This window comes from Wolbachia endosymbiont (group A) of Yponomeuta plumbellus (assembly GCF_947251575.1).
Classification (GTDB): domain Bacteria; phylum Pseudomonadota; class Alphaproteobacteria; order Rickettsiales; family Anaplasmataceae; genus Wolbachia; species Wolbachia pipientis.
Genome location: NZ_OX366353.1, coordinates 867,105 through 890,945 on the forward strand (window position 1 = coordinate 867,105; position 23,841 = coordinate 890,945).

General features: G+C 34.4%; 25 protein-coding genes and 2 pseudogenes. 23 read left to right on the forward strand and 4 right to left on the reverse strand.

Annotation, left to right across the window (positions count from 1 at the left end; all coding sequences use genetic code 11):
• Positions 1-3 precede the first annotated feature (3 nt).
• From OPR39_RS04325 to OPR39_RS04410, 18 genes and pseudogenes are all read left to right on the forward strand, one after another.
• Positions 4-219: a gpW family protein gene (locus tag OPR39_RS04325; RefSeq protein ID WP_265039197.1), complete on the forward strand. Its 216-nt coding sequence runs from the start codon at positions 4-6 to the stop codon at positions 217-219.
• Positions 220-1,638 (forward strand): phage portal protein, encoded by a 1,419-nt coding sequence (locus tag OPR39_RS04330; RefSeq protein WP_265039198.1) that lies wholly within the window; start codon positions 220-222, stop codon positions 1,636-1,638.
• Between the two features lie 24 nt (positions 1,639-1,662).
• Positions 1,663-2,739 (forward strand): S49 family peptidase, encoded by a 1,077-nt coding sequence (locus tag OPR39_RS04335; protein WP_406833340.1) that lies wholly within the window; start codon positions 1,663-1,665, stop codon positions 2,737-2,739.
• Entirely contained in the window at positions 2,714-3,082 is a 369-nt protein-coding gene (locus tag OPR39_RS04340) for a head decoration protein (protein WP_262986414.1), read from the forward strand. Before OPR39_RS04335 ends, OPR39_RS04340 begins: the two co-directional genes overlap by 26 nt.
• A gap of 25 nt (positions 3,083-3,107) precedes the next feature.
• Positions 3,108-4,115, forward strand: a complete 1,008-nt coding sequence (locus OPR39_RS04345) for a major capsid protein (protein WP_265039200.1) — start codon at positions 3,108-3,110, stop codon at positions 4,113-4,115.
• Between the two features lie 106 nt (positions 4,116-4,221).
• On the forward strand, positions 4,222-4,527 hold the full coding sequence (locus OPR39_RS04350) for a head-tail joining protein (protein ID WP_265039201.1): 306 nt from the start codon (positions 4,222-4,224) through the stop codon (positions 4,525-4,527).
• A complete protein-coding gene (locus OPR39_RS04355; RefSeq protein WP_265039202.1) occupies positions 4,528-5,034 on the forward strand; it encodes a phage tail protein in 507 nt (168 codons plus the stop codon).
• A complete protein-coding gene (locus tag OPR39_RS04360) occupies positions 5,015-5,488 on the forward strand; it encodes a hypothetical protein (RefSeq protein ID WP_065094331.1) in 474 nt (157 codons plus the stop codon). Before OPR39_RS04355 ends, OPR39_RS04360 begins: the two co-directional genes overlap by 20 nt.
• Positions 5,475-5,930 (forward strand): phage baseplate assembly protein V, encoded by a 456-nt coding sequence (locus tag OPR39_RS04365; RefSeq protein ID WP_265039203.1) that lies wholly within the window; start codon positions 5,475-5,477, stop codon positions 5,928-5,930. Before OPR39_RS04360 ends, OPR39_RS04365 begins: the two co-directional genes overlap by 14 nt.
• Before the next feature lie 8 nt (positions 5,931-5,938).
• Positions 5,939-6,193: a PAAR domain-containing protein gene (locus OPR39_RS04370; RefSeq protein WP_265039204.1), complete on the forward strand. Its 255-nt coding sequence runs from the start codon at positions 5,939-5,941 to the stop codon at positions 6,191-6,193.
• 2 nt (positions 6,194-6,195) lie between these two features.
• Entirely contained in the window at positions 6,196-6,531 is a 336-nt protein-coding gene (locus OPR39_RS04375; protein ID WP_265039206.1) for a GPW/gp25 family protein, read from the forward strand.
• A 2-nt stretch (positions 6,532-6,533) separates the two neighbouring features.
• The gene (locus tag OPR39_RS04380; RefSeq protein ID WP_265039208.1) at positions 6,534-7,334 is read left to right on the forward strand and encodes a baseplate assembly protein; all 801 of its coding nucleotides are present in this window, start codon (positions 6,534-6,536) and stop codon (positions 7,332-7,334) included.
• Positions 7,335-7,620: 286 nt separating this feature from the next.
• Positions 7,621-8,780, forward strand: a pseudogene (locus OPR39_RS04385) (phage tail protein).
• Between the two features lie 167 nt (positions 8,781-8,947).
• Positions 8,948-9,676 carry an ankyrin repeat domain-containing protein gene (locus OPR39_RS04390; protein ID WP_265039209.1) on the forward strand — a complete coding sequence of 243 codons (729 nt, stop codon included), beginning with the start codon at positions 8,948-8,950 and terminating at the stop codon, positions 9,674-9,676.
• A 38-nt stretch (positions 9,677-9,714) separates the two neighbouring features.
• Positions 9,715-10,170 (forward strand): ankyrin repeat domain-containing protein, encoded by a 456-nt coding sequence (locus OPR39_RS04395; RefSeq protein ID WP_265039211.1) that lies wholly within the window; start codon positions 9,715-9,717, stop codon positions 10,168-10,170.
• A gap of 4 nt (positions 10,171-10,174) precedes the next feature.
• Positions 10,175-10,606 carry a DUF2924 domain-containing protein gene (locus OPR39_RS04400; protein WP_265039213.1) on the forward strand — a complete coding sequence of 144 codons (432 nt, stop codon included), beginning with the start codon at positions 10,175-10,177 and terminating at the stop codon, positions 10,604-10,606.
• Positions 10,607-10,615: 9 nt separating this feature from the next.
• Positions 10,616-12,104 (forward strand): annotated as a pseudogene (locus OPR39_RS04405) (recombinase family protein).
• 66 nt (positions 12,105-12,170) lie between these two features.
• Complete coding sequence (locus OPR39_RS04410) at positions 12,171-13,181, forward strand: hypothetical protein (protein WP_141456727.1); 1,011 nt, start codon at positions 12,171-12,173, stop codon at positions 13,179-13,181.
• A 117-nt stretch (positions 13,182-13,298) separates the two neighbouring features.
• On the opposite strand, the gene OPR39_RS04415 is transcribed toward OPR39_RS04410, so the two are convergent.
• The 3 genes from OPR39_RS04415 to OPR39_RS04425 form a co-directional block, all read right to left on the reverse strand.
• A complete protein-coding gene (locus OPR39_RS04415) occupies positions 13,299-13,511 on the reverse strand; it encodes a plasmid pRiA4b ORF-3 family protein (protein WP_141456728.1) in 213 nt (70 codons plus the stop codon).
• Between the two features lie 383 nt (positions 13,512-13,894).
• Positions 13,895-14,977 carry a hypothetical protein gene (locus tag OPR39_RS04420; protein ID WP_265039215.1) on the reverse strand — a complete coding sequence of 361 codons (1,083 nt, stop codon included), beginning with the start codon at positions 14,975-14,977 and terminating at the stop codon, positions 13,895-13,897.
• Between the two features lie 197 nt (positions 14,978-15,174).
• Positions 15,175-15,630 carry an Hsp20/alpha crystallin family protein gene (locus tag OPR39_RS04425; RefSeq protein WP_141456730.1) on the reverse strand — a complete coding sequence of 152 codons (456 nt, stop codon included), beginning with the start codon at positions 15,628-15,630 and terminating at the stop codon, positions 15,175-15,177.
• Between the two features lie 302 nt (positions 15,631-15,932).
• Here OPR39_RS04425 and OPR39_RS04430 point away from each other — a divergent pair.
• A protein-coding gene (locus OPR39_RS04430; RefSeq protein ID WP_264704656.1) for an IS630 family transposase occupies positions 15,933-16,896 on the forward strand; the annotation gives its coding sequence in 2 pieces (ribosomal slippage) (positions 15,933-16,346 and positions 16,348-16,896; 963 coding nt in all).
• Positions 16,897-17,075: 179 nt separating this feature from the next.
• Here the strand turns inward: OPR39_RS04430 and OPR39_RS04435 are convergent.
• Positions 17,076-19,334, reverse strand: coding sequence for a hypothetical protein (locus OPR39_RS04435; RefSeq protein WP_264704374.1), 2,259 nt, complete (start codon positions 19,332-19,334; stop codon positions 17,076-17,078).
• 379 nt (positions 19,335-19,713) lie between these two features.
• Here OPR39_RS04435 and OPR39_RS04440 point away from each other — a divergent pair, with 379 nt between their 5' ends.
• From OPR39_RS04440 to OPR39_RS04455, 4 genes are all read left to right on the forward strand, one after another.
• Positions 19,714-20,370, forward strand: a complete 657-nt coding sequence (locus OPR39_RS04440; protein WP_141456732.1) for an exopolysaccharide biosynthesis protein — start codon at positions 19,714-19,716, stop codon at positions 20,368-20,370.
• Positions 20,371-21,059: 689 nt separating this feature from the next.
• On the forward strand, positions 21,060-21,374 hold the full coding sequence (locus OPR39_RS04445; protein WP_265039218.1) for an ankyrin repeat domain-containing protein: 315 nt from the start codon (positions 21,060-21,062) through the stop codon (positions 21,372-21,374).
• A gap of 29 nt (positions 21,375-21,403) precedes the next feature.
• Positions 21,404-21,628, forward strand: a complete 225-nt coding sequence (locus tag OPR39_RS04450) for an ankyrin repeat domain-containing protein (protein WP_265039219.1) — start codon at positions 21,404-21,406, stop codon at positions 21,626-21,628.
• 618 nt (positions 21,629-22,246) lie between these two features.
• Positions 22,247-23,551, forward strand: coding sequence for an ankyrin repeat domain-containing protein (locus tag OPR39_RS04455; protein ID WP_265039221.1), 1,305 nt, complete (start codon positions 22,247-22,249; stop codon positions 23,549-23,551).
• Positions 23,552-23,841 lie beyond the last annotated feature (290 nt).

Genomic DNA, 23,841 nt, shown 5'->3' on the forward strand with positions numbered 1-23,841 from the left:
TAAATGTATAACGAAGATTATCTAATTCAAGTCGAAGAAGCGATAAAGAAACTGCAAAATGGAGAGAGAGTAGTATCAATTGCATATGGTGACCATATTGTAAGATATGCTGAAGTAGATATAAATGATTTACTAAGCTTAAGACAACGAATTAAAGTTGAGCTAAAGATTGCTGGAAAGAGGAAAATTGTTTTTTCAACGAGTAAAGGAATTTTATAAATGCTGCTAAAAACCTTCAAGCAATTATTTAACAAACCAAAAATCAAAAGTTCTGCTTGGGATGGAGCAGGTTCAGGAAGAAGATTTTTTCACTTTCAACCAGAGTTAGGAAGTATAAACAATTTGCTGTCTCAAAGCCTTGAAACTTTACGTAGTAGGTCACGTGATATGGTGAGAAAAAATCCATATGCAGCAAATATTATTGATACAATAGTAAGTAACTCTATTGGAACAGGAATAAAGCCGCAATCAAAAGCAAGAGATGCAAAATTTAGGAAAAAAGTGCAAGAATTATGGCTAAGATGGACAGATGAAGCAGATAGCTGTGGAATAAGTGATTTTTATGGATTACAAGCTCTAGTATGCAGAAGTATGATAGAGGGTGGAGAATGTTTTGTACGTTTAAGAACGAGAAAGCTGGAAGATAGATTTTCTGTGCCATTACAACTGCAAGTACTTGAGTCTGAACATTTAGACAATAAAACAAATCAAACTTTAGCAAATGGTAATGTAATAAGAAACGGGATTGAGTTTAACAAGCTTGGGCAAAGAGAAGCTTATTACTTATTTAAAGAACACCCTGGTGAAAATACCTTTGGAGAGTCAGTAAGAGTCCCAGCAAACGATGTTTTACATATCTATAAACCACTGAGACCTGGACAAATTAGAGGGGAACCTTGGCTTTCTAACGTGCTTTTAAAACTTTACGAACTTGACCAGTATGATGATGCAGAATTAGTGAGAAAAAAGACAGCAGCAATGTTTGCTGGATTTATTACAAGACTCGATCCAGAAGCAAATATCATGGGAGAAGGTGAAGCAAGTGAGCAAGGAGTAGCACTATCTGGCCTAGAACCTGGTACTATGCAACTACTTGATCCAGGTGAGGATATAAAGTTTTCAGAGCCATCTGATGTAGGAGGAAGCTATGAAGCATTTATGAGACAGCAACTGAGGGCAATAGCAATAGGCACAGGGATAACATACGAACAACTAACAGGAGATTTAACCGGTGTTAATTATTCATCAATCAGAGCAGGACTGATAGAGTTTCGTCGTCGATGCGCTATGCTGCAACATAACATTATGGTATTCCAATTTTGTAGACCAGTATGGAGTAGATGGCTAGAGTTAGCAGTACTTTGTGGAGAACTCCGTATAGATGAAAAAGTGGCAAAAGCAGCGAAAGAAGAAGTAAAATGGATACCACAGGGATTTGATTGGGTGGATCCACTGAAAGATCAACAAGCACAACAGATGGCAGTAAGAAATGGATTCAAGAGTCGAGCGGAAGTAGTATCAGAAATGGGTTATGATGTAGAAGAAATTGACCAAGAAATAGCAGAAGATCAAAGACGTGCAAGTGAACTGGGCTTAAGTTTTGATTCTGACGTTACGGCCAATCAAGAGGTGATATGAAACAACAATGGCTAAACAGATGTAATGGTAGAACCAAGGAGTTTTGAGTTACTGTCACTACAAACAGGAAAGCAGCCTATCTTTAAAAATATAAAACATGCAGTAAGAAATAGTGAAAGAGGAATAATACCGATACATGGCATTTTAACTAAAAAACCTGGTGCATTTGATGAAATGCTCGGAATGACATCATATGAGCAAATAGAAGAACAAATTACACAAGCATTAGCAGATAGTAGCATAGAGACAATTATACTGGAAATAGATAGCCCCGGAGGAGAGGTAAACGGTATATTTGACCTAGCTGACTTTATTTATGAATCAAGAGGAAAAAAGAGGATAATAGCGATAGCAAATGATGATGCATATTCTGCTGCGTACGCTATAGCTTCTAGCGCTGAAAAGATTTTTCTCACCCGCACTTCAGGAGTTGGGAGTATAGGAGTAATAGCAAGTCATATAGATCAAAGTGGATTTGATGAAAAATGTGGAATAAAATATACCACAGTGTTTGCAGGAAGTAGAAAAAATGATTTAAATCCACATGAGCCAATAACTTCTGAGAGTTTAGAAAATCTAAAAAGCGAAGTGAATCGTTTATATGAAATGCTGGTTGAGCTAATAGCACGCAATAGAAACCTTTCTGTAGAGGCAATCAAATCAACAGAAGCAGGGCTATATTTTGGCGAGAAAGCAGTAGAAATAGGTCTTGCAGATGGAATTACAATTCTTTCAGAGTTTAAATATATTAATAAAAACAGGAGTATTACTATGAACGAACAAACTATAACTGACCTAAAAGAAGAAACTAATAATTTAACTAAGTATCGTACTGAAGTTCTTGAATTAATACGTTTATGTAATATATCAAAGATGCCAGAAAAGATAGGAGAATTTATTGAGCAGGGTGTAAGTGTTGAGCAAGCAAGGGAGGTTTTAATGGAATTACTTGCAGAAAGAACAAAGAAGACAGAGATAATAAGTACAATACCACAGAATTCAGGAGAAGAGTTGATGATGCAGGTAGCGAAAAGTCGTAGGCATTTAAAATATATAACAAAAGGAGAAAAGCAAAATGAGTACTATAACCGAACAAAATAATCTGAGTGACTTATTAAAGTATGAGGCATCAAGCCTGTATTCAAGAGATCAAATAACAGTAGCAAAAGGGCAGAACCTAAAGCTTGGTACAGTAGTGGCTCTCGATAAAGATAGCATGGTTAAGATAATAAATCCAACTGCCACAGATGGTACACAAACAGCGATAGGTGCAATAGTAAGTGATGTAAATGCGACAGAAAATGCCAAAGCAGTAATCATTACACGTATAGCAATGCTAGCAGATCATGCAGTTGTATGGCCAGCAAATATCACTGAAGAGCAGAAAGCTGCAGCAATAAAGCAACTTGAAGGACGAGGGATCATTGTCCGCAAGGGAGTGTAACTTAAATTAATAAGGGGGAAAAAGAATGCAAAATCCATTTACAAATACAGCATTTAGTATGACGGCACTAACAAATGCGATGAATATATTGCCGGTAAATTATGGACGAGTTGAAAATTTAAATTTGTTTCCAAGTAGGTCAGTAAGATTTAGACATATTACCATAGAAGAGCAAAACGGAGTATTAAGTTTACTACCAACGCAGTTACCCGGAGCACCAGCAACAGTAGGAAAAAGAGGAAAAAGAAAGGTAAGAACATTTACGATTCCACATATTCCACATGATGATGTAGTGTTACCAGAGGAAGTACAGGGAATAAGGGCATTTGGATCAGAGAGTGAACTTAAAGCGCTGGCAGATGTAATAACCGATCATTTGCAATTGATGAGGAACAAACATGCAATAACATTAGAGCATTTGCGAATGGGAGCGCTGAAAGGAATAATTTTAGATGCTGATGGGTCAGAATTATTAAATCTGTACAACGAATTTGAAATCACGCCAAAAGTAGTAAATTTTGCACTGGGAACAGCAACAACAGATGTAAAACGTAAGTGTCTGGAAGTATTGCGGCACATAGAAGATAATCTAAGTGGTGAATATATGACCGGAATTCATGCCTTGGTAAGCCCTGAGTTTTTTGATGCACTAACTTCACATACTAAAGTGAAAGAAGCATACGAGAGATGGCAAGAAGGAGCAGCGCTTCGAAATGATATGAGATCAGGATTTACGTTCTGTGGAATTACATTTGAGGAATATAGAGGGCAAGCAACTGACCCTGAAGGAACCGTAAGAAGATTTATTGAGAAAGATACAGGGCACTGTTTTCCACTAGGAACAGCAAGCACATTTACAACATATTTTGCACCAGCAGATTTTAATGAGACAGTGAATACTCTTGGACAGCCACTATATGCAAAGCAAGAACCAAGGAGGTTTGATAGAGGGACTGATTTACATACGCAGTCAAATCCTCTGCCAATGTGCCATCGTCCGGCCGTTTTAGCGAAAATAGTAACAACATGGTAGGGTCCCCACATAGAAAACTCTATTTATGACCTTAAAAATATACCATAAAAATATAAGATATGCAATATGTTTAAAATAATATGTAAAGACTTTTAGAAAAAATGGTATGCAGAAAAATATAAAGAGATTATTTAAAGATTGTTTTGCCCATTTAGGAGAGTTAGCTTTGTATGAGTCGAAAAATAAGGCGTACATGGTACAAGTATTAAAGCAAGAGCCAGATAAATTATACGAGATTGGTGAAGGGCAATTTGTAGGAGAAACTTTAGCGTTAGAAGTAAGTGCGTTTGATGTGTTAAGGCCAATTGTAGGAGATATTTTTGTTATAGGTGACCGTAAATATAAAGTATATTCTCCACCGCTGCAAGATAATTCAGGAATGGTATGGAAAATTCGAGCGTCAGGAGTATAAATGCGTATTAACACCGGTAGTATTATACAAAGTATAGATGCTGAAAGGAAAAAAGTGGAAAAAGCGACAGTGAGTGCATTAAACAAAACAGCAATATGGCTAAAATCAAAAGCAGCTAAGGAAATCAGTGAGGAAAAGCAGATAAAATTAAGTTTGATAAGAAAGAGATTAAGAATTTTTAAGGCAAAAACTAGCAGATTAGAAGTGTTAATTAGAGCAAATCTCTATGACATTAGAGCATCGACAATTGGCAAGATACAAAAAACAAGAAGAGGATCGAAAGTAGGAAAGCATGAGTTTATAGGAGGATTTGCAGCAGTTATGCCAAAAGGAAATAGCGGTATTTTTAAACGTGTAGGAAGAACAGCACTACCGATACAGGAGGTTAAACTACCACTTGAACCTGAGGCTTCAAGGATAATAGAAAATCTTGTTAATTATGAAGTTAAAAGGATATTTGAAAAATATTTTACACATAAGTTATTTTATGACGGCATTTTGGACTAATTTACATGAGGCAATCTGTAATACGCTAAAGGCAGAGATACCAGCAATTCAAACTTGTGAGGTTTATCCAGCAATAAGGAAAGAGTTAGCAGCTCCAGCGGTATTTATAGAATTGTCAAGTCTAGAGCAAGGAAAAGATCCAGGAACAGAGGAGCTAGCGCTGAGAGCAAAATTTGAGGCACGAATAGTGATCGATAGCACAATAGAAAATGCCCCTATTATTGTCAGATCATTAGCTGCTGAGGTTGCCAGAGTAGTAAATAAAAATACTTGGAACGTGAAAAATGTTTCACCAGGAGAATTTATATCAGGAGGAGGAGATGATTTTAGGCCAGAGCTCGATGCATATTTAGTGTGGATGGTAGACTGGGCGCACGAATTGCATGTAGGGCGATCGATTTGGGAAGTGAGTAAAATAAAACCTCATTTAATCGATGTGAATGTTGGAAAGTAATTTTGCAATTTCAGAATTGCGGAGGAAATTGGCCAACATTGTCCGTATAGGCATTGTCGAAAAAATAGATTATGAAAAAGCTAAAGTAAAAGTTAGAATAGGTGAACTTGTAACAGATTTTCTTCCATGGATAACAAATAGAGCTGAAAGTTGGTCACCACCAAATATTGATGAACAGGTAATAGTATTATCACCATTGGGAGAATTGTCTTTGGGGGTGGTGTTACCGGCAATATATCAGGAAAAATACCCTCCTCCAGAGAATAAAAAGGAAGTAAATAATGTAAAATTTCAAGATGGGACAAGATTTACATATGATAAAGAGAAACATCATTTAGAGATTGAAGTAGTAGACAAGATAACACTGAATGTTGGGGAATCAAGTGTAGAGATAACAAAGAGCGAAATAAAACTAAAAGCAAAAAGAGTAAATCTAAATTAGGGAAAGGAATGAATAAATCAGTTATACGCCTAGGAGATCACTGTGAAGGAGCGTTGCTGCATTTTTGTATAAGTGGAAGCAGAGATGTATTTATAAACGGAAGACCTGTCTGTAGGCAAGGAGATAATTTTAGTGAAGGAAAAGTAATGACACAAGGGTCGAAAGCAGTGTTTGTAAATGGGTTTGGAGCGGGAAGAGTAGGAGATATAGTTTCATGTGGGTTTAAAGTAATAAAAGGCAGTGAAAACGTGTTTGCAGGCTAAAAATGGAAGGGATGGACTCCAAAACAGGAAAAGAATTAGAAGGAATAGAACATCTGAAACAATCAATAATTGATATACTGACCACTCCTATTAACAGTAGGATAATGAGAAGGGATTATGGGTCAAGATTATTTGAATTAGTAGATAAGCCAATAAATAGAGATTTAACTTTGGAAATCTATTCAGCAGTAGCAGAAGCTCTACAAAGGTGGGAGGAAAGATTTAAGCTAGAAAAAGTAAAAATGACAGAGGTGAAAGAAGGAAAAGTAACGCTTGACCTAGAAGGATTATACTTACCAAGCGGGAAAAACATTCATTTTGATGAAATTGTAGTTTAAAGATGCAGCAGCTAAATATTGTAGAAAAGCCAAATTTCGAGGAAATATTTTCAAGAATGAAAGAAGAGTTAGTCCGTAGAGATGAAACCTTTTCAGGATTAGTAGAATCGGATCCAGCAATGAAAGTTCTGGAAGTAGCAGCCTGGCGTGAACTTTTACTCAGACAAAGGATAAACGAAGCTGTAAAGGGTAATTTACTTAAATTTGCAACGGGAGAAGATCTTGATAACTTAGCTGAATTTTATGGAGTAGAGAGAGAAAAAGAAGAAGAGGATGAAAGATTTAGAAAGAGGGTAAAAGCAAAAATAGCAGGTTGGTCAACAGGAGGAAGTAAGGAATATTATAAATATCATGCACTGTCAGCAGATAGTAGAGTAAAAGATGCACTAGTGGAATCACCTATACCAGGGAAAGTACAAATTTCAATCTTATCAACACAATTATCCACAACTGGCATAGTGTCAGAAGAACTACTAGAAATTGTAAAAAAGCAGGTTACTAGAGATGATACAAGGGTTTTAACAGATACGATAACAGTAATTGGTTGCAATATTACGGAAATAGATATTCACAGCAGAATGAGCATGAGTCCTGTAATATCAGAGGAAGAAATCAAGAAGCAGTTTATTAAGAAGTTTGAATTAGCAAAAAGATTAGGATGGAATGTTACAAGATCTTGGATAATAGCAAACCTATTTGTAGAGGGTGTAGAAAACGTAGAATTAATCGAGCCAAAAGAGGATGTTGTAGTATTGGGGAATGAGTGTGCAGTGCTTGGCCACGTCAAGTTAGATAGGATTTAAAACGTATTTTTTTGTTTTGTGGAATCGTACCAGTGAGGGGATTGCGTTCAATAAGTGGTTTAAGGTTTACTGGATAAAAATGCCCAATGTTAGGGAGACGAAAGTATTGATTTTCTTCCAGAAGTTGTAACTTGTTTTTTAAAGTATGGATAGTATGGTCAAATATTATGGAAAGTGTTTTCGATATTAAGAACATCTTTATTTTTGATCAGTTCTGAAATGATCTCTTGCTTACTCATAAGCTACCTAAATAAAGGAAATTAAAGCAACTTGAAAGAAAAGACAAATGAAAAGTTTATTACCGCCAAACGCAACAAAACAGGAAAAAGCGCTAGTAGATGCGATAGATTATAAGGTTGATCCAAGCTGTATTAGAGGATTTAAATTTAGATTGGAAGAAGAAACATTGCCGTGGATAATAGAAGAATATGGTTTAGAAGAAATACTATGCTGGGTAAAAGATAGAAGAAAAGCAGTAGTAGAAGGAGTAAAATTTCAAAGACTGAGAGGAACTCCAGCATCACTAAAAATAGCACTAAAATGGGCAAATATAGAAGATATTACAATTATTGAAGAGCCACCCGGTAAACACTTTTTGAGTTGCAAGTAGGGATAAAAGAGGTACCAAATGACTTCTTCGTAGATGCAGTAGTAGAGCTGGCAAAACTATCACTGCCTGTAAGATCCAGATTAATGAGGATTTTTAACGATTATTATAATGTGCAGAGATTTATATTGGATGAGAGTTTATTTGGAGATCTTCTGTCTGATTATTCAGGGGTAAAAATAGAAAAAGATGGACCAGTGTTATCATTTGGAAGAGTAAATTTTTTCAGGTCTAGTGGTCCAGTTATTAAGATTATAGAAAACTATCTACGCGATCATTATGAACGAGCTTTAAGCAATGATATATATCGCCTAGATGTAGCAATACTTGGAGAAACCGAGCCTCACACAAAGAATTATAACGGTATTTATGAAAGAAATCATTTGTGGTACAACTTAAAAGCACTATATCCATTACCACAGAGTTTATTACCATCGATTAAATTTGCAAAAGCGCAGATAGTATTATCAGACAGTTGGGATTTAGGAGACATAAATACGTGCTTTCCAGTTAGTAGCGTAGAAGAAAGAGGAAATAAATTTGTATTGGGAAGCGATAAACTTTCAGGGCAATATTGGAATTTAAAACACAAGCCAATTTTAGAAAGATTTAGCGTTACTCACAACTATAAAGCAAAAAATTATACAGATCAGAAGGTCAGAAAATATGTTTTAGCAGAACACAACGTTTACTATAAAAATGATTTAGAGCAAAAAGACTCAATACACGAATTAGAAAATTACATTTTAGTATTTTACCCAGGAGTACTAAAGTGGCATGAACATCGACATTTGCACAGAAGTTGGAAAAATAGTCAAGTAATATCTCTAATAAGTTAAGTACTTATATTTAGATCCTCATATATTATATTAACAATAGTTTAAAGTGTATGAAATAAAAAGAAAAGGACTTGCTTTCTTATGCTAAAAAGGACATGAATTAAATAGCAGCAGGTAAACATAAGAAATTTATCTGGCGCTAGAAAAGCTAATTTTGTGAGGTAAGTATGAAGTTTAGCGAAGAAAAGAGAGAATCTTTTAGTAAGTTTTTTAAAGAAGTATCAAGTAACGGGTTTAAAAACATTAATAAAAGAAATGAAGAAGGAGAGACGATATTGCACCAAGCAGTAGAAATCTCTGATTACAAAACAGCGAGGTTATTAATAAAAAAAGGGGCAGAGGTAAATGCAAGAGATAAAAATGGTTATACACCACTACACTGTGCAGTATTTGCGAAAAGCTTAGAAAATGTAAAAGTGCTGCTAAGGGAAGGAGCAGAAGTAAATGCCACTCAATATGTCACTGGATGTACGCCACTACACTCTGCATGCAAAATAGGAGGAGCAGGAGTTGAAATAATAAAAGAGCTAGTAAAAGCAGGAGCTGAGGTTAATCAACTGAATAAATATGGTGCAACACCAATGTATTACATTTGGGAAAGTGAAAAGTATCGTCTATGTGATAGCAAAGAGAGTGAAAGGGCGAGTAAATTTCTGAGAGAAAAAGGAGGAATAACAAAAAGTAGAGAACTGACGTGCTATGGAATAGAGAGGATAGTGGAAGAAATAGCAGACATGCTGAATGGGAGCTATATGCCGGAGCTAAAAATAATAGAGATAGAAGAAATAAGAAAGAGAGACAAATCACTAATAAAGGAAGAATGTGAAAATTTAGCAAGCAAAATAATGAGCCAAGTAAATGAGATGATAGATGAGGTGGTGAAAAGGAGGGCTTAGAAAAGGGATTTAAATTCAAAGAAAAGGTGAGGTAAATTATGTTAAAGTTTGGCAAATTTAATAAGTCAGCAGAAGAATTATTAGAGAACTCACATGAAAATATTTATGCAAGAGACGAGAAGGAACTGCATTATGCGGTAGACGCAAAAACAGTGGAGTTATTAGTCGAAAAAGGAGCGAATGTGAATGCTAAAGATATAGAAGGATACACAGCACTGCACCTAGCGGTAACGGAGAAACGTCTAGAAATCGTGAGGGAATTGATAAAATCAGGAGGGAATGTAAATGCGGAAGAATATGGAAATAAATGCACACCGCTGCACCTTGCATGCATGATAGGCGAAAAAGAGATAGTGAAAGAATTAGTGAAGGCTGGAGGAGAAATAGAACAAGCGGATAAATTTGGAATGACAGCAATGGATTATAGTAAAGAAGTAACCGAGGTATTAAAGAAAGAAACAGACAGAATTGAAAAGTTATTTATGAAAGGCTAAAAATATGGAGAAAGAAGTAGAAAAGAAAGTAATGAATTTAGAGAGAAAACCTTTGAGTGAGCTGAGAAAAACGTGGAAGAAGGTATTTGGGGAAGAGGCACCTAAACATTCAAAGAAATATCTGATACCAAGATTAGCATATAGAATGCAGGAGGAAGCGTATGGAAAAATGTCAAGAAAAGGAGCAAAAAGACTAGAATATCTGGCAGATCGGCTAGAAAAGGGAAAAAGAATAAGTAGCGATAAATTACCAGTAGAAGGGACAGAATTAATACTAGAGAGAGGTGAGGAAACGCATGCAGTAATGGTAACAGATAAGGGTTTAATCTACAGAGAAGAGTTTTATACATCATTGTCAGGAGTAGCAGGAAAAATAATGGGAATGAGTTACAACGGACCTTTATTATTTGGAATGCGTGATAAAAGTGGAAATTGAGGAGAGAGAATGCTAAAAGAGGTAAGGTGTGCGATATATACAAGAAAATCAAATGAAGATGGTCTAGAGCAGAAGTTTAATAGCCTTGATGCGCAGCGAGTAGCATGTGAAAAGTACATAAAGAGCAAAGAAGGCTGGGTAGCATTGGCCAAAAGGTACGATGATGGAGGTTTCTCAGGAAAGAATTTAGAAAGACCAGCGATAAAGGAATTGTTTGAAGATGTAAAAAAAAGGAGAAGTAGATTGTGTAGTAGTATATACGCTAGATAGGCTATCAAGGGAAACAAAAGACAGCATAGAAGTAACATCATTTTTTAGAAGGCACCGAGTAAATTTTGTAGCAGTAACGCAGATATTTGACAATAATACGCCAATGGGAAAATTTGTACAAACGGTATTGTCAGGAGCAGCACAATTAGAAAGAGAGATGATAGTAGAGAGAGTAAAAAATAAAATAGCAACATCAAAAGAACAAGGACTATGGATGGGTGGAACTTTACCGCTAGGGTATGATGTAAAAGATAAGGAATTAATAATAAATGAAAAAGAAGCAAAGACGGTAAAACATATATTTGAGAGGTATATGGAGCTGAGATCAATGGCAGAACTGGCAAGGGAGTTAAACAGAGAAGGTTATAGAACAAAATCAGATATCTTTAAAAAAGCGACAGTAAGGAGAATAGTAACAAATCCAATATATGTGGGAAAAATCAGACATTATGAGAAAGAGTATGAAGGAAAGCATGAAGCAATAATAAAAGAGGAAAAATGGCAAAAAGCGCAGGAATTGATAAAGAATCAACCATATAGAAAAGCAAAATATGAGGAAGCGCTACTTAGGGGAATAATTAAGTGCAAGAGTTGTAATGTGAACATGACGCTGACATACTCAAAAAAAGAAAATAAAAGATATCGATATTACATATGTAACAATCACTTAAGGGGAAAAGGTTGTGAATCAATAAACAGAACTATAGTAGCGGGAGAAGTGGAAAAAGAAGTGATGAAGAAAGCTGAACAGCTATATGAAAAATGGGGAAAAAAAGCGGAAGAGTGGAAAAATTTAAGTTTTGGAAAACAGAAAGAAGTAGTGAAAAAGTTAATAAAAGGAGTAATGGTAAAAGAAGATGGAATAGAAATGGGTTCGGAGGATAAGGTGGAATTTATACCAATAATGAAGAAGAAAGGAAATAAATGTACAGTGATTGAGCCAGAAGGTAAAACAAACAATGCGTTACTGAAAGCAGTGGTAGGAGCCCACCTATGGAAACGTCAGCTAGAAGAGGGAAAATATGCAAGCGTAGGAGAGCTAAGTGCCAAAATTAATATAGGTACAAGACGCATACAACAAATTTTAAGGTTGAATTATTTAGCACCAAAGATCAAAGAAGACATAGTAAATGGGAGGCAGCCAAGGAGTTTGAAGTTAGCTGACTTGAGGGAAATACCGATGCTGTGGAGTGAGCAGATGAAGAAATTTTGCAAATTAGCGATTTAAAAATCACACGATTAATACTTTACTAATACAAATTAGCTACATAAGAGATACAAAGAAAAAAATAATATGAGAAAACTAATTACCGGAAAAACTAATGAAGCAGATATAACCTATGAGTTGCCATTTGATCAAGATCAGTTAACAAGCAAAGATAAAAAGGAGCTTTTTAAGCTATTAAAAAGGATACAAGAGGGTAAAAGTATCAGTGAAAAAATTAGTAAATCCTTTCATGATACACGAAAGATTCCGTGGATACTAATAGTTGATATATATGAACGTAGAAGAGACGTATTCACACTATTACATTATGCTAGATTTTGCAAGAATAAGCAAGCTGAGAATGATCTTTTAGAAGAAGCTAAAAAACATGGGCTTTTTAAGGAGTTTAATCGTACGAAAATAGTCTCGGACTACTTAGGAAGTCATGGAGAATTAATACGTACATATAGTACTGTTAAAGATGGTGTAGTAAGGGTAGAAGGTTTTGAGCCTTGGGATGATAAGGAAGTGATGAATCCAAATATGACAAGTGACAAAGAAGAAAAAAACTCGTTAATAGAAACTATTATGGAAGGATCAGTGGCTTATAATATTTCAGAAGATATTGAAGAAGTTTCGGATAAGAATAAAGAAAATTTTTATGGAGAACAACAAGAAGAAACCGCAGAAACTGGCACTCAGCCGTGCAAGAAGATTAATAATGGTGAAGATTATGAAAGGAATGAAGAAAATCAAGGGAATTTCGCTAACTCAGGAAGAACGGTGGTAAAAGAGCTGAATGCTTTAAGAATCTTTTCTTCTAACCCTTGTGTTAACGATAAATCTTTCAAAATTGCAGATGAAGAATCATCAACAAAAGCAATGCAACGGAGAGCGATTCTGACTGGTGCCGTTGGGGTGGTGCTACTGGTAAGTGGTATTGTATCACATATTATGAAAATGCCTACTATAGGAACAGTTGGAGTGATTGCTGGATTGGCATGCATAAGCTTTGCGTTGTACAGTACCCTAGAACCGAGTACAAAGCTAGAGAAGGTAGAAGAGCTCTTCCGATCCAACGCAAGAGAACATTCCTAAAAAACACAGATATTAAAATAATTTCCTAAGAAATACTTCTAATTTACTAACCAAGTACTAAACCTGCTGCTATTTTCCTCAAGGCAATCCATCAACTTAATAGGTATATTGTTTACACTACTCATCTTCGTAGTCAGGATATTGTGGAGGAGCCTCTCCTTGCTTTTTAGTAACTTTTGGATATCTTGTTCCAGCTTCTGCTTCAATAATGCCACAACATTCTACTAAAAATTCCCAATTATCGCCATAATCAAAAAGAAAAATCATTTTTTTATCTGGCTCAAAAACCTTGTAGATATAAGAATTTTTGACGCTTTTTTCATTAGGCATAAACTATAATCAGTATTATAAAATAAAGTGTATACTTCATTACTTTCATAAATATCGTTTATGTTACTATAAAAACCAAATTAATGATCTAACTCAAAACTAAAGACCTTTATGATAGTTTCTGCAAATTTATAAAGACAGCTTTCAATTCCATCTCACGGTAGATTTTTTTGTCTAGAGAAACTTTAAATAAGTATACTTTCTTTTTCTTATCCACTTAATTTATCTTTAACTTACATTAAATTAACCAATAGCAAAAAACAACACAAGTCAAACATAACCTTACCCACATATCTTACCCTATTCGGACTATTAGGAGAAATGCTATACTTTAGAAAAAGCTTAACTGAACTTTCATTCGTTCTGACAACACATACTTACTTTTAATGACCGATGATATGGTCGTTGCTGGAAATAGGCGTTCTTAGGCCTTGAAGATGACTGTTTACTTTCGGCAAATCGTCTAAATCATGCTCTATTTTTTGTGTTTCCATCTCAAATTTAAATCCCAATTTTTCACAGAATTTTTGAAAGTATTCTCTAATAATAGAGAGCAAGTTTCTATCTCCTTCTTTATAATTTTTTAATTCCTTGGGAACAGTGAGTGATAATTTACCGTCTTTATAGGTTACACCATCTTTTCCATCTTGAGACTCAAGTGTAAATTCCAGTGAGGTGGATAGATCACATATTTTTTCCCCTGGATTATCAAATTTGATTACAGGTATTTCCATATCAGACTTTACTCTTATGTTATTATGGTCAGTGTAATCAATATTCATTACTTTGTCAGGGTCTTGCGTTGTTAATCGATAATTGCTAAGTGCAGAGTGATATTCAATAAATATACCTGCTAAGTATCCTGCTTGATTACAATTAGTAACTAGTTCTTCTAAGATAGGGGCACTCGGAACTTCTGCTTCAGCATATTTAAACATTTCCTTAAAAACTTCCTTTACAAATGGTCGGTAGTTCTTATTCTCATCTCCTACTTTGAGTAATAGATGCATATGCTCTCTTCCAGCATTGTAAAATCTCTCAAAATCTCTACCGTACGAATTGGTTTTCTGATAATCAGGAATTTCAGGATTTTCACAATGACTTTCCCACAATTCACTTAACGCGTTATATGCAAGTTCTTTTTCAAGATCCTTAAGGACTGAATTAACAAAAGCCCTGCCATGATCTTTATCTATTTCTCTTTGTTTTTTGCTTGCGGCTTCAGCGCTATATATATCATAACTATTAAAAAGGTTGCTTTTGCGATATTTCGCTCCTTCCATTAACACAGAGGTTAAAACTGTATCTATAATCTTTCCATTAATAACAAAGTTCATTCTTGGAAGATCGAAATACATTGTTTCACCAGAGTGTGCTGATTTATTGCTCTCGCCAGCCTTTAATTTACTAAAGCTAAATTCTTTAATTTTAACCTTCAACGTAACTATTGGATTTGCTTCTGTCATAGTCCGTACTTATTAAAGCCCCTAAACTTGATTATAACATAAGAACCATTAATAGATTATTAACAACACCTAAACGCAACAAAGGCCTTACACCATCTGTACAACAAATACGCAAAGACAATAGAACTTTATTATATTCTATCTATAATGATTCAAAATAGCAAGCCTCAAACTAGAAGCCTGCTACCACTTACTGGTTACTTTACATCAATCTTCTTGATGTGTTTCTCTGACTTAGGTATGGTTACATGTAATACTCCATCTGAAAAACTAGCAGATACTTTATCTCGCTCCACATTTACTGGAAGCTGAATAGACCTATAGAAAGAGCCATAGTACCTTTCTCGATGATAAAACTGCTTATCTTTTGACTCGTTATCACATGTCTTTTCACCCTTCACTATTAAGCTATCGCCAGATATACTAATATCTATGCTTTCTTTGGAAATACCTGGTAACTCTAATGAGAGGCAATAGCTTTCCTTTGTTTCATAAAAGTCACAAGCTGGTAATAGACTGTTGCTTCTTCTGGAAAGCTCTGGATTCCATCCTGTAAAGAAGCTATCAAATATGTCATCAACGGCCCTTTGTAACCCTCTTACACTAAAGTTATCACGGTTATTGTTTTTATTTGAATGAACTATATTACTCATGTTGTACCTCCTTTCACTAATATGTGCATTATGTAATCATTCCACTTGTTAGTTTCAATACCTTATACCAAATATCATAAATAAGTAGGCAAATAACTCACAGAACAAATAGTTTTGATCGAACTTTCCGTAATATTACGAATGAATGCACATATAGTATCCTCCAATAAACTAATATCAATTCCTAAAAATAAATAGACAAATAAAGAAAAATTTCTAAAATAGAACAATTTAAGAATTAGTGAGGAGTTATGGCAGGAAAAAGTAAAGCAATAGGAGAAGAATGATATAATAAGTGTAACCTGGAATTAAAGAAGCACGGAATAAGAGGAGAGATAGGAAGAAGATTACAGGCAATAATATCTGGAAAAGAATATGGAATAACAAAAGTTGCTCAAATATACCGAATTACTAGAACTACATTGATGAAGTGGATTACAAGATTTAAGGAAGGAGGAGTCGATGCGTTTAAAATACAACCAGGACGTGGAGTAAAGCCGAAGTTGAGCTACAAGCAGCAAGAAGAAATTAAAAATGTCATAGCAGAAGAAGGAGCCAACCTAACGGCTAAGAAATTAAAAATCATAATTGAGAAAATGTTTTCTATTGAGGTAAGTAAGTCTACAGCACATGGACTGATGCAAAAGTTAGGTTTTTCGTATATTACTCCAAGGCCTGTGCACAATAAACAGGATAAAAATAAACAAGAAAAGTTTAAAAAAAAATCTTAATGAAACTATTGTCACGTATCCCGAAAAAGAGCTATTTTTCTTCGATGAATCGCGGTTTGGCACACATTCAAAGATTGGACACGGGTGGTTTAAAAAAGGCATTAGGACACAGGTTAAGGTGAAATTAGGTAGGCAAAACTTTTATCTCTATAGTGCAGTTAATCCTAGAAATGGAGAGACTTCTAGTTTATTCGCACCAAACGTCAATACTGATTGTATGAATATATTCCTTGAGCAGATGTCACAATATTTAGGAACAAGGGAGGCATTTCTTATTGTGGATTGTGCAGGATGGCATAGATCCAAAGGTTTAAAAATACCACAAAATATTACCTTAATCTACTTACCTCCATATTCACCAGAGTTAAATCCAGTAGAGCGTTTATGGCAATATTTGAAAGACAATCTCATTAAAAATAGAATATATGACTCTGTTAGTTTATTGGAGGATACTATATGTGCATTCATTCGTAATATTACGGAAAGTTCGATCAAAACTATTTGTTCTGTGAGTTATTTGCCTACTTATTTATGATATTTGGTATTATACCTAAATTTTGGATTAGTGATAAAAAAGCTAGAGGAAGAATGGACTATGGATTTGTCGAATTGGACTTTGAATACTTGATATCTTCTTTCCAGATAGATTGAAAACGAAGTTGTATAAAAAATGCTGCTTTGAATGGTTATTTTTGAAATATTTGAGCCTGATTTTTAAATTCCCCTTTCATTTACTAACTGATTGCAATAAGCTTCTTTCATAAAGCTAGATGGAACATATGATTTTTCTATTGTACAATCTGACTGTTTCATAGTTTTAGCTAGCTCTTCAGAAACGTCACTGTTTATTTCAAAATAACCATCTTCTATGCCTATAGAAACATTTTTTCCTCCTAAAAGACAGCTCCCCCCTAAACTTGATTTATCCTCCAACTTACTAAAACGTGCTATGCTTTCTTCGTTGGCGAGCTTTACTTCTATTTTATTATTATCTCTATCACTAGGAGATAAATAAACACTGACCTTCCCAAAGTAAGTAGTAAAAGACATTTCAATTCTACCCTCCGAAATGTCGGTGTAATTCCTAACTCCTTCTTCATTTTCAACTCTAACTATACTTTCTCCAACTTGAAGCATACCAATTTCCAGACCTAAATTTTTAGCTTTTTTATTGTTGAATATTCTTGCAACTTCGACAACACTATCTTTTGGATATTTTATACAAAAGTGTCCATTGTCCATCTCTAACTCAAAATCATGATCATCAGTTTTTACACTTACGTCTACGATACTTTTGTACACCAAGTCCTTAAGTTCTAAAAGTATTTTTTCTCGTTGATCTAGAGCGTATCTATCTGAGCAAATTATGTTCACGAAATCGCCATGTTCTTCATCGCTAAATCTATTTAAAGACGCACCTCTTGATACTATTTGCAATATCTTTTTCTCATCTAAAAATCCATAAATTCGGGTAGTATCGTAAGAAAAATATAGCTTTTGCAATGTATCAATTATGCGATCCACTAAAGATATATTAGCTTTATACGGAAGAGTGAACATTACTCTTTGTTTCAGCGCCTCGCTTACAATTTTATCAAGTCTTTTATTGCACTCTTCATAATCCTCTTCATTACCATAGTTACCCAAAGCATCCAATTCATCATGAATATTATCTATTTTTTGCCAAATACTTTCATATTTTTCTCTTTCTCTTTCTCTTAATTTTACTTTTGCTAAGGAAAAAGAATCTTTTTTACGTATTATGTTTGCATTGTAGACTAGTTGACCGTAGGTCCTACCAACAATTTCATCATAATCAAAGCAATAGCTAACATTATAGTCACTTTCACTAGTTGATTCCTGATCATTGCTACTTTCATCGTCATCTTTATTCCATACTTCAATATCGTAATCAGTGTTTTCAAGGTTTTTGTCTTCACTTGTTCGATAATCTTGATTGTTTTCTACTTTTTCGTACAGCCAGGTTGATTTTTGATCATCGCTACTTTCATCGTCATCTTCATTCCATACTCCAATGTCGTAGTTAGTATTTTTAGGTTTTTTATCTTCACCTGTTTGATAATCTTCTGCTTCTCTATATAGCCATATTGATTCCTGGTCATCATTATCATTGATACGCCTCATTTCCACTTTTGTTGTAGACTGAGGTCTTACTATTTCTTTTCTTACGTTTTCTTTGTTTAATTCATCTTCAAGAGACACTTCATTACTAATATAGAAGTTTTTCTGTTTTAAACTCTCATTTTCATTCTGCAATGAACTAAATTCTGCAAACAGTTCTTCACGCTCTGATAAATAAACATAGAGCTGGCCTATTACATCATTAAGTTCCTTATCTTTTTCTAATATCTGGTTTTCATAATTACTCTTCAAATCCTCTATACTGTCTACCAGCACTACACTTTCTTTTCTTAGTCTACTTGAGTTAGATTCAACCAAATTTAACCTTTGCTGTAACTCTTCATTTTTTTTGTCTATCATCTGTATTTCACTCTTCATATCTTCTAATTTGCTGTCCAAGTTTCCTATTATGTCATTTTTATTCTTCACGTCCAATAATACTTTTTCTATTTCTTGTTTTAGCTGTTCAATTTCTTGGCCATTTTTAGTTAATTCTCTTGTTTTTCTTTGTAATTGAGCTTCAAGCTCTTTAATTTTCTTTTCTAGGATCTGATTTTTCTTGCTGAGCTCACTCACTTCTTGATCATACTCTTCCGCTATACCTTTATAGCATTCCAAGAGCTTTTCATTTTTCTTGAGATCAAAGTTTTCTTGTTGCAGCCTTTCTATTTCACCATCTGAATTATCTATTACTTGGTTACCCTCACTACCAATCTCAAATATCTCTTCAGAAGTAATCGTAAAATCTTTAAATACGCAAGGCAAAGTAGTGTCTTCAAGGTTATTACTATCAAATGAGTTATATTGTACTACCTGCCTTGAACTAGGCATACTTATACCTTTCTATTAACAAAGGCACACAATGCATTATATTTACTATATACGCAACTGATTTAAACATAATTTATTTACTAATTCATATTGTGAATTTTTATAAAATAGGTTTATATGCAAAATATTATAATAACGTTAAAGCACGTAGCTAATACCATTATTAGTACAGTATAAAGGGCCTTTTTGCCTATAATTGAAGAGTTTAAGCAAATTCATAATATACCTCATTTATCTTCTAATAACGAAAATTTGTATCGAAACAGATAAGACCATAAGTATGAAATTCAAAGAGGAATGAATCAGTTAAATCAAGAATAGATGTTGTGTTATAGTAGTGATTATGCTAATTATTGGGTCGTTTGGTTAAAAGGTAATTGTGAAAAGGGGTAAGAATTTGACTGAAGATAAAAAATTAGCATCTGATATTCTAAAAGAGGTTGCAGGTACTGGTACTGCTGATAGTGATAAAGTGACATTGTTTGACATTAAAACAGCTTTACAAGAACGTGGTTTTGGTATTTTAATAATCATCTTCTCCTTGCCGCTATCGGTGCCTATACCGGTTCCACCTGGTTATACAACTATTCTTTCTATACCTTTAATCTTGTTTTCATTACAACTTCTGCTTGGGTTTCATTCTCCCTGGATGCCACGTTGGTTGGAAAGGAAATCCTTTAAACGTTCAACATTAGCCCTTGTGGTTAAAAAAACTTTACCTGCATTAAAAAAAATAGAAAAGTTCATGAAACCGAGAATGTCTTTTATCTTCTGTGGGCCAGGTGAAAAGATTTTGGCATTTATAATGCTGGTTTGCGTATTGGTGATAGCCAATCCGTTTCCGTTGACTCACTTCATTCCAGCAATCGGTACGACTCTTATTTCACTTGGTATTATGAATAAAGACGGGCTTGTCTCGATACTTGGAGTGTTGGTATCCTTGTGTGGAATATTATTTGCTCTTATTGTAATAGTAAAAGGTCCACAGCTTATAATTAGTGCGTTTTCTTTTCTCAAGAGTTTTGCATACGGTTAATCTTGAGCTATTAGCAAATTAGATATTCTATAGAAATACCATGGCAACCAGTGTGGAAGCAAATTCTTTTGTTTACTGTTTGTGTCTCAAAAGCATAAAAAAGTACGTACTGTTGTGAGAACAATTTAAACAAAAGCGGCGTTTTAAAAGTAAAAGCTTGGAATTTTTACAACAAAGTTAGGCAAAACAGTTCATATGTAGATTTAGCGAAAGTAAGGCAATATAGGTGATTTCAGCGTATAATAAAATCACCATATAAAAAAGTTCGTATGTATCGTTTGGAAGACCAACTGATCCCAAAAAAACTTGTTCTCACGCTTGTTATTTTAAGTTGCTGAAAGTGGTTGTATCGGTTAGGTTATTAGTAATATATTTTACTAAATTAATACCAATTCATTTGAGGATAAAAAGGAAAACTAAGGTAAATTTATAGCAAAAAAGGTTTGTGCTCATCTTATGACAAAGATGCAATAGAAACTCTCATGGAAAAGAGGCAAAGATTGTGGAAGTATATAGAAAAAGCTTTATGACGCTCAACGAAAAAAGGGAGGCGTTTGGCTTGCTGATGTTGCAGGTGATGATGAATTGAATTAAAAATTTTATATATAATGTAAGTGTAGTAATATTAATAAATATCAAATATTTATACTGCATTATCATCTAGCATACTAACAAATTAGAGGTAATTTATGAACGAAATACAACAAAGAGAGTTAAATGAACAACTTTTTAATGCTGTTGTACAGGGTAATATAGGGCAAATTGAGGAGTTAATAGTAGCTGGAGCAGAGGTTAATGCGGTAGATGAGGGTGAAAAAGCTTTTTCACGTCTTTCTGCTTTAAGTAATACAAGGGAAAGAGGGGTAGTAGAGGCAGCGAATATTCAGCAACTTAGACTCACTCCTTTACATTATGCTGTTTTAAGTGGCAGAGAGATGGTAGAGCTTTTAATCGGAGAGGGGGCGCATATTGATGCGATAGATGATAATGGCAATACTCCTTAAGTTGGGCTGCTGAACATAGCCAAAAAGGTGTGATAGAGTCTTTACTTGAAAAAGGAGCGAATATTGATGTGATAGATGGTGATGGCAATACTCCTTTAAATTGCGTTATTATCTCGAATAAAATAGACAATGCTGAGTTAATAGTAAATCACATAGCAAAACTGGAAGCTACTGGCTTATATGTCAGTCCAGAGAATATACAACTTAAAGCTCAGATAATGCCAGAAATAGAAAAAAAGAATATTTCTACATAATCATAAACCATTGATTGATGCTTTATCGACGCATTATGGAAGTAATTTTCAAGCAATGACATTTACTGGTATAAAGAACAGGAGTACGAAATAATACACTAATTTACTTTGTAGACTTCGAAGATGTTACAACAAGACATGTTCCTACACTGAAAGTCAAGACATTTGCAGAGATGGTTAAAAATAAAGATATAAATAGTAACCTTGAGTGCCCAAGCACTGAACAAACTCAAGGAGCTAGTCATTCTCTTAATTAAAGAAGGATACATGGAGACCTGCTGCGAAAACAAGAAGAGGTGTTCCTCGCTTGTATGAAGTATTTTTAAACGTGGTTTTTTTTAAGATCATAATTACCACAAAAACTGGGCTTTCCTTTTGCAGCAGGTCTTAAGCCTCCGCAGCGGACCTTCCGATTCCAAAGCAACTTCTTCTCTGTTGCATTTATTGGTTTGTGGAATAGTAGAAATATTGTTTTAATATCTACATAAAGACATACATATAATTAAGAAAAAGACAGAAGAAAAGAATATAAGAAATTAGAACTGACAAGCAAAAACTTGCTTTTTTATTAAATACGTGTACAATTTAGGCATGTGTTTTTAATTTTGAGGTATAGGTATGATAGACTTTATGAAGAATGAATTTGAAATAATATTGCAGGGGATAGAGGAAAATCCAAGTATATACAGCAATAACACAACTACAAGAATAGCAAATGAATTACAAGAATATAATTCAAGAAGGTCAAGCGAAATTAATGAATCTAGTGAATCTATTCACCACAAAATGCAGCTATTGGATGAAAACTATAACAGAGAGACACAGTTATTGAGTGAAAACTATGGCAGAAAGATACAGTCGTTAAACTACCAGTACAATAGTAAATTGTTACAGGAGCTGCATAACAATGCCAATAGTAGTAAATCCAATTATGATTCTAGACATGCTATACCTGATTATGATTGGGAATATGAAAGGTATAATAATAGTTTGAAAGATAGCGAAGCAAAATTTAATATGGAATTCAAGAAATATGAGAATGAGCTCAGAGAGTTAGAGCAGGAGCGTTGTAGTATAAAACATATAATGCATGAATGTAATCAGTGGAAAAAACATGGGTTTGATATAAATTACATTTTCAAAGTACAAGATGATTCTAACCATACAAAAGAATATACATTATTACATTTTGCTGCAAATTTTGGGGATATAAATGTTACAAAATTACTGTTAGAAGGAGGAGCAGGTGTTGATATAAAAGATCAAAACGGAAATACTTCTTTGCACTTATCCGCATCCAATGGCTATATAGACATAGTAGAACTTCTAGTGAAAGAAGGATCAGACCCTAATGTAGTGAATAAAGACGGAAATACTCCTTTACATAGTGCTTTCTATAATAATTGCACAAAGGTAGTTAAGTATTTAATAGGAAAAGAACCAAGTATGAAAGAAGTTGTAGAGCATCTAGTGAGGTGTGTAGTAGAAGATAGAGCACATACGTTACTAAAAGGTCGTACTCCTTTACATTTAGCTGCTATTTATGACTGCACAGAAGTAGCAGAGTCTTTACTGAAAAAGTGGGAAAATCCTTTGTTAAAAGACACTAATGGTAAAACTCCAAGAGAGTTAGCCACAGATGAAAGTTTAATACAGCTTTTCGGGGAAGCAGAAATAAAACAACAAGAATATAATGCAACCAAGTGGGGTCTTGTTAGTGGCGGATCAACAGCAGTATTAGGTATAGCTGCGACAACCATTTTTGCAACAGTATTTACAATTGGATTTCTGCCTATAGTAGGGGCGGTTGCTGCAGCCACAACACTTGCGTTAGCGGTTGGTGGGACTACATATATGATATTAAAGCCCAGTGCTAAAATAGAGAGAATCGAATGTGAAGAAACATACATCTGCAGAACTTAGGCTTGTTGAAGTTTAGCTCCTTGTGTATGGAATATGCAACTACTATCGGCTTGATGTGCATCCCCAAAGTGTAGTGGTATGGGCGGTATCTGACTCATAGACGTCGTTTCAATTATTAAATATGTTAAAGTACAAACATGAATGAGTTAGAAAAAGTTTGTTCAAGCTATATGAAAAAGTGAAAAATCTAGGGGTAGTGTGCTGCAAAACCTACCCATTCCAAGAAAAAATCTTCTCACGCTAGCTGATTTTTGTTGCTGGAAATGGTTGCATCATTTAAATTTATTAAT